Origin of the sequence: Natribacillus halophilus (assembly GCF_900100185.1) — a bacterium.
Lineage (GTDB): Bacteria > Bacillota > Bacilli > Bacillales > Marinococcaceae > Natribacillus > Natribacillus halophilus.
Genome location: NZ_FNEN01000012.1, coordinates 24,633 through 36,822 on the forward strand (window position 1 = coordinate 24,633; position 12,190 = coordinate 36,822).

Genomic DNA, 12,190 nt, shown 5'->3' on the forward strand with positions numbered 1-12,190 from the left:
TCAATAATATAGTATACCGATCAGCATTTAATACTATAACACACCATAGGCTCACAATCGATAAATAGCACCGTATTTATTTTGCAAATAACGATTAAATGCCCCGGCATCAATTTGTTGTGGTGATACCACTTGCTCTTCATACACATTTTCCCGCAGCCATTCGTGCATGTTCGTCCCCTCCATTTGTTCATACCACTGGGCGGCTTGTGCGTATGCGAAAGTTTTCGCAGCGGCATGGCCAAATTGAGCGGTAGCCCAATGCTGTTCCTGCAGCACGCCGGTGTTATCGTAGGGAACGGCCAGGCCGGTCGCCTGCTGGATTTTTTCGGCCCAGAGACCCGGCAAATCGCGGGTGGCAATACTCCTCTCCATGATTCCTTTTTCCAGTTCATAGCGTACTTGCAGATGTAGCGGTTGCGTCAGTTCATTGGCTTCTTTGCGAATGATTGAAAGCTTCGCGGCATTGATCCCTTCATAAAATTCCTCAACGGACACCTTTGCGAATGAAGAGGGCGCTTGTCGTTGAAAGCGCGTATAATAGCGATCCCAGAATGATTTACTTTTACCGATGAAATCTCCCCAGAGTGTTTTTTGAGCTTCGATGTCACTCGTAGGCGTTGCTCCCCGCAACAGAGCCGTTCGATTTTGCTCGAAAAGAGCATGTCCTCCCTCCGTGAACACATGCATAAGTCCTGCCTGCACATTTCCGTCAATGTAAGGCAAGCCTACACGCACGTCGTTGTCCTGGATGGTAAGGGTAAAAGGTTGCCCGGATGAGTCCAGGCGCCCGGCCTGAAAATCAAATCCGATCTCCTGTAAAATATCATTCGCGATCGCCGACTGGTCGGCCTCCGGAAACGAATAATACAAAAAGCCTGTTTTTACACGGTGTTCAGCATCTTTTATTTTGCCCATCAGGGGATGAATAGAGCCCTTCATGTCAGAAAATAACCGGTCCATCTCTTTGACCGTCAAGCCCGGTAGGTGATTGTCCAACACGGCATCATACGGGTGATCAGCATACCCTTTCATGTCTGCAAATTCATGTTGCCAGGCGACGAGTTTATCGAATTGTGGTCGGAAGATGGAGAAATCGTCCGCTTTTCGGGCCTCATGCCAGGCGGAAGCGGCTTTTGCTGTTTGTTTTTCATAGGCTTGATAGTCCTTAAAAGAGATCATCCGCAACCGTTCGCTTTGCTTTAGCAAATGTTTGAGCGTCGCTTGCACATGGGTTGGCAGTTCAGCTGAATCGACGGATTGTAATAAATCCTCGGTTTCCCTGGACGATAACAGATTGTAGATATCGGTCGTGAGCACGTGGACGGCGTCCATGCGCGTTTGTTTGCCCTTTTTTGAACTTGTCACATGGGCATCCCATTGCAGTAAAGATAACGATTGTTCATAGGCTGCCAGACGACTGAGGAAGGATAAAAACGTTTGATTAGACATAGGTCTCTCCTTTTAGGTTATTTCTTCCAGTTTTGCCTGTAGTGAAAATATCTATTCCTGCATAATTTTCATGGCTTGGGGGAGGATAGGCTGGTAAATGACTGAATGGAGGAGGCTGGGCATTTATCATGGCTGCAAATGAGAGCACTGCAATGGAAAAACAACCGGCGCTGGAGCATATTGTTGTGTTGAGGGCGGCGGTCTTACGCTGTTTGTTCGTCTATGCTTTCGTGTTTATCGCTATCTTTATTTTGCTTCGTTTTTATGTTGATCTCTTAACCGGCGATCACAACTTGGTGATGCTCGGCCCGCTGGATGCGTTGCGGCTTTATTTTACCTTAGCTGGCGTATTGGGTCTGGGCTTTTCGGCTCCGTATTTGGCCTATGAGGCTTGGCGTTTCGTGAAGCCGGCTTTGAATGAAAAAGAAGCCGGCGCCTTGTTTAATTATGTACCCGCGATTTTTCTTTGTTTTGTGACCGGACTTGCTTTCGGCTTTTTCGTCGTCCATCCGCTCGCTTTTTCTTTTCTTATGAATCTCGGGGAAGTGCATTTTGAGATGATGATCACGGCCCAGGAATATTTTTCGTTTATGGTGATGTCGACCGTGCCCATCGGTTTCTTGTTCGAATTGCCGGTGGTACTTATGTGTTTGACGTCGTTTGGACTCCTTAACCCCTATTCGTTACGCAAAGTTCGCAAGTACGCGTATTTCGCGTTATTTTGCATTTCGGTACTGATCACGCCGCCGGATTTTTTAACGGATGTTCTCATCGTTCTCCCGTTTATTCTCCTATATGAAATCGGGATTGTATTATCAGTCGGCGTCTATAAGCGCAAGCAGGAAGAAGAAGCCACCGAGGTTTGACGGGCATCATTCCGGGGAACATATATGTGAGGAGTGATGTGAATGAACGAGAAGATTTTTATTAGCCCCAGTAAATATGTACAGGGAAAAGATGTGACCGATTCGGCCGGGAAGTATGTGGCCGATTTCGGAAAGAAAGCATTGGTGATAGCCGATGAAATAGTCTGGGACATCGCCGGCAACCGGGTGAGCGGCAGTCTGAAAGAAGCCGGACTTGACATTGTGGAAGAAAAGTTTTCGGGAGAAGCTTCTGAGACAGAAATTAAGCGCATTGCGGATGTTGCCAATGAGAATAACGTGGATATCGTTGTCGGTGTCGGAGGCGGAAAAGCGCTGGATACGACAAAAGGGGTTCGTGACCTTATGAATGAGGCTGCCTGTGTCATCGTTCCGACGACCGCTTCAACGGACGCGCCGACAAGCGCCCTTTCCGTTATCTACACAGAAGGCGGCGTTTTTGAACGCTACAGTTTTTTCAAAACGAATCCCGACCTTATTCTGGTTGACCCAAAAGTGATCGCGGGCGCTCCCCCGGAGCTTTTGGCTGCCGGTATTGCTGATGCCCTGGCAACCTGGGTCGAAGCTCGTACCGCCTATGAAGGGCGTGGCTCAACGATGGCTGGCGGCCAGGCAACGATTGCCGGACAAGCCATAGCGAAAAAGTGTGAAGAAACGTTGTTTGATTACGGGCTGCTTGCTTATGAAGCGAATAAACGGCAAGTCGTTTCACACGCACTTGAACAAGTGGTGGAAGCGAACACCTTATTAAGCGGGCTTGGATTTGAAAGTGGCGGGCTTGCTCTCGCGCATGCTGTTCATAATGGTTTCACCGTTTTAGAAGGGGACATCCATCATAAAAGCCACGGAGAGAAGGTTGCCTTTGGCATTCTTACTCAGCTTACTCTGGAGGCGCGTAATCAATCGGAAATTAATCGTTATATTGAACTGTTGGAAAAACTGGGATTACCTACGACGTTCGAAGACCTTCATATTGAAGACATCGAACGCGAGAATCTTGTGAAAGTCGCGGAAACCGCCATGCAGGAAGGCGAGAGCAGTCATAATATGCCCGCGGTCCCCACCCCTGATGACGTCGTCGACGCGATGATCGCCGCGGACCAGTATTCGAAAGCGTATAAGAGAGAACGTGGATAATGTCGTGCGTAAAAATCCCTGCCATTCAGTCGAGTGGCAGGGATTTGTTTGCAAAACATGACGAAGATCAATCTGAAAGGGGTCACCTGACGCTCACTGCAGCTTTTCCGCTAACGTACTGTAATAATCGCAAATCGCTTCTAACCCTTTATCAAAATTTTCGAGGTGAAAATGTTCATTGGGCGCATGAAAATTTTCCGTGGGTAGGCCGAAGCCCATAAGAACAATGGGTATATCGAGAATGTCGCTGAATGTTTCCGCGATCGGCAGTGTTCCGCCCATGCGGGTGTATGCAGTGTCTTTGCCATACGCTTTGGCAAGGCTATCACCTGCCGCCTGAATCGCGGGATGATCAAAAGGCGTGACGAAAGGTTTACCCTTGTCAAACGGCGTCGTTTCGATGGTAACCGCATCCGATGCCTGCTTTTCAACATGTTGTTCGAGCAATTGCAAAATACGGTCCGGATCCTGGTCGGGCACGAGGCGACAGCTTATTTTTGCACTTGCTGCCGACGGCAATACTGTCTTGATACCTTCGCCCTGAAAGCCGCCGTGCATGCCGTTAATTTCCAGCGTCGGCCTTACCCACGTCCGTTCCAGAAACGTGTATCCTTCCTCGCCGTATAACGCCGGGACATCCAGATCGGCGCGGACCGCTTCGTCATCATGGCCGAGTGCGTCATAAGCTTCTTTTTCATCCGTCGTTAAAGGGATGACATCATCATAAAAGCCTTCCACGCTTATGCGCCCGTTGTCATCGTGCAGGGAAGCGAGCAGATCAGCGAGTGCATGCAACGGATTCGGCACGCCGCCCCCGTACAGACCGGAATGCAGATCGCCTTTGGCCCCTTTCACATCGATCTGCAGCCCGCAGATCCCGCGGAGCCCGTAACAAACCGTCGGCTGGCCTTTTTCGAGCATCGGGTTATCGGAAATGACGAGCACATCAGAAGCTAACAATTGTTGGTGTTTTTCTGCGAAAGTATCCAGATGTGGGCTGCCGATTTCTTCTTCCCCTTCAATGCAAAATTTTACATTCACAGGCAATTCTCCGTAAGTGCTCATTAACGTTTCAACCGCTTTTATGTGCATGAAAACCTGGCCTTTATCATCCGTGGCCCCGCGAGCATAGATTTTCCCGTCGCGAATCTCCGCTTCAAAAGGAGGTGTGTCCCATAGTTCCAGGGGGTCGACCGGCTGCACATCGTAATGCCCGTAGATCAATACCGTCGGTTTCCCTTCGGCGTGCAGCCAATCGCCATAAACAACGGGGTGCCCCTCAGTCGGCATGATGCTGACATTTTCCATTCCAATCTTTTTTAACGACTCTGCCATCCAGGCGGCGGCTTCTTCGATGTCTCCCTTATGTTCAGGTAAGGCACTGACGCTCGGAATCGCCAATAAATCTTGTAACTCCTGTAGATGGCGGTCTCTGTTTGCCTGTAATGCCGTTTTTACCTCTTGCATTGTGAATCCTCCTCCTGACTATAAGTCCTATTATAACGGAATGAGGAAGCGATAGGAAGAAAGTGATTGTGTTATATTATTTCTTACATTATACTGCAGATCACTGCCGATATGGATATGACGATGGTACTGTTCGACGAAAGAGCAGTCGCCGATATTCGAAAAAATCTATTGATCAATGAATAAATCCGCAATATTTTCTTGAGAAATTGTGAATAAACAGCTACAATAAAGAGGAATTCCCTAAAGACATAAAAGAGAGAAATTGTCTTTAAAATCAGACAGGGAGGGCAATGTTGTGAAAAAATTTAAAAACAGAGTTATCGGCGGTGTGCTTGTGTTCTCATTAAGCGGTGTGCTCGCGGCCTGTGCGGACGAACCGCAAGAGGGTGAAGAAGACGCAGGCGCAGATGATGCAGAAGAGAACGGGGCGGAGGAAGATGAAGACGAGGATGAGGAGGGTGATGAAGCAACGAGCGAGGGGGGAGATATGGTCTTAGCGATGGGATCTGACGCGGTAGACCTGGATCCCCATGGGTCCAATGACACCTCATCCACACATATTCGTTCAAATCTTTACGATAAACTCGTTGATTATGACGAAAACATGGAACTCGAACCGGATTTGGCTGAAGATTATGAGCAAATTGACGACAACACGTGGGAGTTTAACTTGAAAGAGGATGTTACATTCCATGATGGAGAGCCCTTCGACGCAGATGACGTCGTGGCTACGCTCGAACGCGTGATTGATCCGGATTTTGCTTCAGAAAAAGCGTTCTTGTATGAAATGATCGAGGAGATCGAAGCGGTCGATGAACATACGGTCCAAATTACGACGGAGTACCCGTTTGCCCCATTGGATGCCCACCTGGCCCATGATGGTGGAGGAATGATGAGTGCAGCGGCGATCGAGGAAGATGAAAATGATGAACGGAACCTCGATACAGAGCCGGTAGGTACAGGACCCTTTGAATTGGAAAATTGGGACCAGGGAAATGAAGTGGTGCTTACGCGGAACGATGATTACCATGGTGGAGAGATAGCGCTTGATTCTGCGACGTACACGGTTGTAGATGAACAATTGACGCGAATCGGCATGCTCGAGAATAACGAAGCCCATGTTGCCGATGATATTGAACCTTCGCAGATGGATCAATTAGAAGAGATGGAAGGTGTGGACGTTTCTTCCGTTGAAAGCTTGCGCCTCGATTATGTTGGCATGAATAATGAAGAAGAACCTTTTGATGATCCCGATGTCAGACGCGCCATTAACATGGCCGTGGACAAAGAGACCATTATTGAAGGCGTCTATGAGGGATACGGCGAAGAAGCGATTGGCGCTTTGAATCCACTGGTGTTCGGTTATAGCGAAGACATTGAACCGGTTGATTATGATGTGGACGAGGCGGAGTCCTTAATGGATGATGCCGGTTATGAGGATGGTTTTGAAACAACTTTGCTCGTCGAAGATGTCGACCAGGTCAATTTGCAGATCGCTGAAATTCTTCAACAACAACTCGCCGAAATTGGCGTGGATATGTCCATTGAGCAGCAAGAATGGGGGGCCTTGCTGGACGCGACAGCTGAGGGCTCATATGAAATGGTGATGCTCGGGTGGACGACAGTGACCGGTGACGCGGACTACGCGATGTATCCCCTTTTCCATTCCGATAGCCACGGAGCTCCTGGAAACCGGACCTTTTATGACAATGAAGAGGTCGACGAACTCCTGGATGCTGGACGTGAAACGGCCGATGATGATGAACGTATCGAAATCTATTCGGAGGCCCAGCAAATCATTAATGATGAAGCGACCGTTGTCCCGTTGGTCCACGATGACTTCCGCGCAGGTGTACACGAGAGTGTCGAGGGATTCATCCATTATCCGGATGCCCAATTTGACTTGCGGGACGTAGAACTCGTAGACGACGAGGTAGACGGCGGCGGTTATTAATTCTGAGGCTATTCACCCTTGGAAGTCTCTCTGAGGCTTCCGGGGTTTTTTTATTGGCAGGTAAGAAAGTATAAACCACTTTCTTATCCTGCATAAGTGCAACTAAGGCTTATCGCCTTAAAGGCTTGGCGATAAGCCAAGTTTTCTTTAGAGGAGGGAATTTGATTTATGAAATGGGGAAGAGCGTCCGCCGTTTTGTTGCTATTACTGCTGACGATCGCATGTTCCGACGAGGAGCAGGCGGAGGGTGAAAATGAAGAAGAAGCGACAAAATCAAAAGAAGATTTAAGCGCCGCTGCTAATATTGAAACAGAAGAACTGGAGAATGAACCTTATGGTGAAGATATCGGACTGACAGTAGAGGAGCCTTTATATGAAACCTTCGCTGCAGAGGGCTCTTTTACTTTGGAGGGAAACATAGAAGCAAATGATTCTTTAAATGAAGATTACCTGTGGGTCATCCTTGACACCGGTTTTGAAGATGAAACAGAAGCGGGGGACGATTCTTTTGAGTATTTTGTACCCATTGCAGAAGATGGCTCTTTTGCCGAGAATATTGTGTTGCATTCCGGAGAATATGATCATCAGGTGACTGTGCGTATTCCGAGCAACGATTCCAGCGAGGAAGATACGTTTTACGACGGTGTTCAGGCTGAAGTGCATAATGTCAATCAGGAGATTCAGCGGGAGGTTGAATATACACAATTAGGCCATGAATATGGGCTATCGATTGAAGAGCCGGCCGAAGGGTATATGGAAGTGGGAAACACGGTGCCGGTAGCCGGGACATTGCCCGACGCCGGTGAGGATGATCTCGTTATGATTCAGGTCGACAAGGACGGGGAAGACTTTCAGTTTACCGTTCCGGTTGAAAATGGAGCATTCGAGGCAGATATCCCTTTAAGTTTCGGTGAAGGGATCCACACCATCAGTGTCATGGTTTACGTCGAGGAAGAGGAGCTCTATTACGACGGGGCTTATTTTCTGGCCGAAGCCGACTCCGATGAGGAATTGGTGCAAGTGGAGACATATAATGAATACTATGAAAACGGCATTGAGTTAGTCGAACCGACGAACACAAGCTCTCATGAGTATGAAGGAAACGAATTCAGGATCGCCGGGGAGATCGATCCTGAAGTCGGGGGAGCCGATGAGATCACTCACATGATCGTTACTACTGAATATGAGGATGAAACCGCTAATTACTATCTACCCGTCGAAGATTATGCATTTGATGATACGATATGGTTTCGATTCGGGGAAGGCGAGTACGATATTACCGTCAGTGTCCCGGAACCGTGGGAAGACGGGAATGATTATTTTGAGTTCTTTGGTGTGGCTTCCTTTTCCCAGGAAGTTGAGGGTGCTGAGGACCAGCGCAGCTTACTTCCGTCTGTGGGTATTGAATCTGATGATCCCCGTATCGAAGAAGTGGCGGAAGAGGCTACCGAAGGTTTAGACGATGATCGGGACAAAGCCGAAGCGGTCTATGAGTATGTAGCAACTAACGTGAGCTATGATGTGGAAAAACTGGAGGATAATCTCTTTGAGATGGATGATAGTGCTCTGAAGACGCTGGAGACAGAAGAAGGCGTCTGCCAGGACTATGCTTTTCTGGCTATTGCGATGCTTCGGTCGCTCGGAATGGAAGCCAATTATGTCGCGGGTAATGTCGGTCTGGAACGGCATGCCTGGGTGGAAGTCATGGTCGATGGCGAATGGTTGGAAATGGACCCCACCTGGGGGGCCGGTTACATTGAGGATGACGAATTCGTTTTCGATTATAATGAGGATTATTTTGATCCCGATGAAGATTTTCTGGAGGAAACACACAACCGGACGGAAATTATTTATTAAAGCGCACGTATTTTTCGCAACGTTCATATTGATCCAGGGTTTGGGTCAAGTTAAAGGTAAGTGATCTTTAATTTGTCCCGAAAGGATCTTAAATATTTTATGAAAAAATACAGCGTGCTCATCTTTTCAGTGCTTGCGATTGTCATATTGGTGGCGGTCGGTTTCTTACTGCCTCAGCAATTGGAGAGTTTCACCGGAGGATTACAGCTTTTGATTAGCGAATCCTTCGGTTGGTATTACCTACTGCTTGTTACCCTATTTTTACTTACGAGCATATACTTTCTTTTTAGTCCGGCAGGGAAACTGAAATTGGGGAAGCCGGATGAAGAACCGGAATTTGGGAGAATTTCATGGATCACCATGTTATTTGGTGCAGGGCTAGGGATTGGACTAGTGTTTTTTGGGGCTTATGAACCGTTAAGCCATTATGCGATACAATCACCGACCGGAGAACTCGGTACGCCGGAAGCGGCTACGAATGCATTGACTTTCTCCTATTTTCACTGGGGGCTACACGGATGGGGCGTTTATAGCATCCTTGCTCTAGCTTTAGCCTTTTATCATTTTCGCAATGACCATCCGGCGTTGATCAGTTCAACACTACGACCCATCTTGCGAAACTCGGTAAAAGGATTTGTAGGCAAGCTCATTGACATCGTGGCGGTGATCGCGACAGTGATTGGTGTGGCCACGTCACTTGGGTTTGGCGCTACGCAATTAAACGGAGGGTTTTCCTATTTATTTGGTTTGCCCACGAACTTTTTTACGCAAGTGATTATCGTTCTCGTTATTACCGTTCTATTTATGATTTCTGCATGGTCGGGTTTAGCGAAGGGCATTCGTTGGTTAAGTAATACGAATATGTTGATCGCGGGAGTGCTGTTTATCCTGATGTTGATCATCGGGCCGACGATCTTCAATCTTAATTTGTTTACCGATACGCTCGGAAATTATATACAAACGTTACCAAGGATGAGTTTCCGTATTGCCCCTTTTGATGCGGAAATCAGAGATTGGATTAATGATTGGACGCTGTTTTATTGGGCGTGGTGGATTGCCTGGGCACCGTTTGTGGGCAGTTTTATCGCGCGGGTATCACGAGGGAGAAGTGTTCGGGAATTCATATTTGCTGTCTTGCTTGTGCCATCCATTATTGTATTTTTGTGGTTTACGATATTTGGTGGCTCGGCTATAAGTGTGGAGCAAAGTGGCGTGGATTTAGCTTCATTATCTGAAGAACTTGTGCTGTTTGGGATGTTTTTAAATGTTGACTTCGGGGTGCTTTTATCCATACTGGCGATGGTCATGCTCGTGATCTTTTTCATTACATCTGCGGATTCTGCCACGCTTGTACTGGGCATGTACACAGCCAATGGTTCCGATACACCCCCGACACGTCTCAAATTGCTTTGGGGAGTGTTACTTTCCGTCACTGCCCTCGTATTGCTTTATTCCGGAGGGTTGCAAGCGTTGGAAAATGCACTAATCATCGCTGCCCTTCCGTTTTCCGTTGTCATGCTGTTGATGACGTTGGGGTTGATCGTCGTTATGACAAAAGAAGGACGGAGAGCGCAACGAAAGCCGTTTTTCGGGAAATTAAAACGAAAAACGAAACATTAACCCGATACGAGGCGCAACCCGACGACGGCGACTACGACGAGGGCAATGAATAACAGGCGCCAGCGATCCGTGGATTCATTGTAAAAGATCATCCCGACGAGTGCGCTGCCAACAGTACCGATTCCTGTCCAGACCGCGTAAGCGACTCCTAAGGGCAGGACGTCCATGGCCATTGAGAGTAAAATAAAACTGATGATAAAGCCACCGCCCAGAACAGCGAAACCGGAGCCTTTTTTTCCTTTCGTAATCATTTGGATGCCGGTCACCCCGACGACTTCAAAGAGGCCGGCTATAATGAGTATCAACCAGCTCATGATGGCATCCTCCCAGACGTTTTTTCACCGGTCACCATTTTTAATCCGATCACGCCAACGAGAAGAAGAGCTATGAAAGCGAGCATCAAGACATTGATAGGTGCGTTGAAAAAGATAATATCCACGAGAACCGTCCCGATCGTTCCCAACCCTACAAAAATAGCGTAGACGGTACTGGTGGGAAGGATCGTCGCCGCTTTGATGAGCAGCCCGAAGCTCACGACAATCGCGATGACGGTTAATGTCCAGCTTGTAAAGTCATTTGCATATTTAAGCCCCGTCGCCCAACCGACTTCAAAAACAGAGGCAATGACCACGAGGATCCATTGGAACTTCATTTGCAAGCGCCTCTTTCTATGATAAAATTTAACTAACTAACGGTAGTTAGTATAGCACGCTGATGAATAACATGGCAACCAGTTGTGTATGGGGAGGAAAAATAGATGGCAAGCACCACAAGTGAGGATATTATAGAGGCGGCGCTTTCTTCATTTGCTATAGGGGGGTACGACGGAACCACTCTAGCGCAAATTGCCGGTATAGTCGGGATTCAAAAACCGTCATTATATAATCATTTTTCCGGGAAAAAAGAATTATTTTTAACAGTCGCCGAGAAAGTTATGAAAGAAGTGCACGAAGTGATGACGGACAGTTTTGAAAAAAACCAGGATAAAAATATCGAGCGACGATTATACCTCGTGTTAGCAGATAGCACGACCTTCATTTTCCAGAAACATAAAGGAATGATGTACAGACGCTTACTGCTGTTTCCGCCGGGCGAACTCGAAGAGGGTTTACGAGCACTCGTGCAAAAAGGGGATCAGCAAATCGATGAGCTTTTGCAAGGTTTTTATGAACAGGGGAAAAAAGAAGAGGTGATAAGCAATCTCAAATTTTCCGTATTCCGAGCGGCTTTTTATTGCCTGATGGACGGTTTGTTTACCGAGCGTTTCATTTATGGGGAGAAAGAATTTAAGGAGCGCTTTGAGGGAAGTTGGACCGTTTTTTGGCAAGGGATATCAGCGCAGTGAAGAAAAAGCAGCCTTGGATCGATTTCGATCCAAAGCTGCTGAAATGGTGGGAATTACTCAACGATAGTGACATTAACGTCTCTTCGTCCCCAGTTGATGGCTTCTTCCTGTGTTGGGACATGAATATCGATTTTTTCTCCCTGGATAGCTGCGCCGACATCGCCTGCGACTGCCGTTCCGTAACCTTCAACTTCTACGGTTGAACCTAAAGGAATGACATTGGGATCCACGGCGATGACGCTTTTATTCGGATTGTCATTTAAATTAAGGCCTGTTGCTGTGATGCCGGTGCATCCATCGCAGCCTGCTGTGTAAGCGGTAGCCTCGACAGTGAATGTCTCGCCGGCAGGTTCTTCATTTTCCTGGCTGGCATGCCCAGTCTCTTCTTGTTCGGTTTGTTCAACTTCCTGTTGTTGCTGCTCTTCTTGCTCGTCTTGCTCAGCCTCTTGTTGTTGCTGCTCTTCTTGCTCG

General features: G+C 47.7%; 11 protein-coding genes. 6 read left to right on the forward strand and 5 right to left on the reverse strand.

Features of this window, described 5'->3' with window-relative positions; all coding sequences use genetic code 11:
* Window positions 1–51: 51 nt before the first annotated feature.
* Entirely contained in the window at window positions 52–1,452 is a 1,401-nt protein-coding gene (locus BLS58_RS12555; protein ID WP_090399152.1) for a gluzincin family metallopeptidase, read from the reverse strand.
* A 128-nt stretch (window positions 1,453–1,580) separates the two neighbouring features.
* Between BLS58_RS12555 and tatC the strand changes: the two genes are divergently transcribed.
* Window positions 1,581–2,318 carry a twin-arginine translocase subunit TatC gene (gene tatC, locus BLS58_RS12560; RefSeq protein ID WP_090399153.1) on the forward strand — a complete coding sequence of 246 codons (738 nt, stop codon included), beginning with the start codon at window positions 1,581–1,583 and terminating at the stop codon, window positions 2,316–2,318.
* Window positions 2,319–2,360: 42 nt separating this feature from the next.
* Window positions 2,361–3,473, forward strand: a complete 1,113-nt coding sequence (locus BLS58_RS12565; protein ID WP_090399154.1) for a glycerol dehydrogenase — start codon at window positions 2,361–2,363, stop codon at window positions 3,471–3,473.
* 93 nt (window positions 3,474–3,566) lie between these two features.
* On the opposite strand, the gene BLS58_RS12570 is transcribed toward BLS58_RS12565, so the two are convergent.
* A complete protein-coding gene (locus BLS58_RS12570; protein WP_090399155.1) occupies window positions 3,567–4,940 on the reverse strand; it encodes a dipeptidase in 1,374 nt (457 codons plus the stop codon).
* A gap of 298 nt (window positions 4,941–5,238) precedes the next feature.
* Here BLS58_RS12570 and BLS58_RS12575 point away from each other — a divergent pair, with 298 nt between their 5' ends.
* From BLS58_RS12575 to BLS58_RS12585, 3 genes are all read left to right on the forward strand, one after another.
* Entirely contained in the window at window positions 5,239–6,897 is a 1,659-nt protein-coding gene (locus tag BLS58_RS12575; RefSeq protein ID WP_090399156.1) for a glutathione ABC transporter substrate-binding protein, read from the forward strand.
* A gap of 168 nt (window positions 6,898–7,065) precedes the next feature.
* Window positions 7,066–8,754 (forward strand): transglutaminase-like domain-containing protein, encoded by a 1,689-nt coding sequence (locus BLS58_RS12580; protein ID WP_090399157.1) that lies wholly within the window; start codon window positions 7,066–7,068, stop codon window positions 8,752–8,754.
* A gap of 99 nt (window positions 8,755–8,853) precedes the next feature.
* A complete protein-coding gene (locus BLS58_RS12585) occupies window positions 8,854–10,374 on the forward strand; it encodes a BCCT family transporter (RefSeq protein ID WP_090399195.1) in 1,521 nt (506 codons plus the stop codon).
* Here BLS58_RS12585 and BLS58_RS12590 read toward each other — a convergent pair.
* Window positions 10,371–10,688 carry a DMT family transporter gene (locus tag BLS58_RS12590; RefSeq protein ID WP_090399158.1) on the reverse strand — a complete coding sequence of 106 codons (318 nt, stop codon included), beginning with the start codon at window positions 10,686–10,688 and terminating at the stop codon, window positions 10,371–10,373. The genes BLS58_RS12585 and BLS58_RS12590 overlap by 4 nt on opposite strands.
* Complete coding sequence (locus BLS58_RS12595) at window positions 10,685–11,026, reverse strand: DMT family transporter (protein WP_090399159.1); 342 nt, start codon at window positions 11,024–11,026, stop codon at window positions 10,685–10,687. Before BLS58_RS12595 ends, BLS58_RS12590 begins: the two co-directional genes overlap by 4 nt.
* 105 nt (window positions 11,027–11,131) lie before the next feature.
* Between BLS58_RS12595 and BLS58_RS12600 the strand changes: the two genes are divergently transcribed.
* On the forward strand, window positions 11,132–11,719 hold the full coding sequence (locus BLS58_RS12600; protein WP_090399160.1) for a TetR/AcrR family transcriptional regulator: 588 nt from the start codon (window positions 11,132–11,134) through the stop codon (window positions 11,717–11,719).
* Window positions 11,720–11,772: 53 nt separating this feature from the next.
* Here BLS58_RS12600 and BLS58_RS17610 read toward each other — a convergent pair.
* Window positions 11,773–12,190: 3D domain-containing protein (locus BLS58_RS17610; protein WP_176764742.1), on the reverse strand; the 418-nt coding region annotated here is incomplete at its 5' end.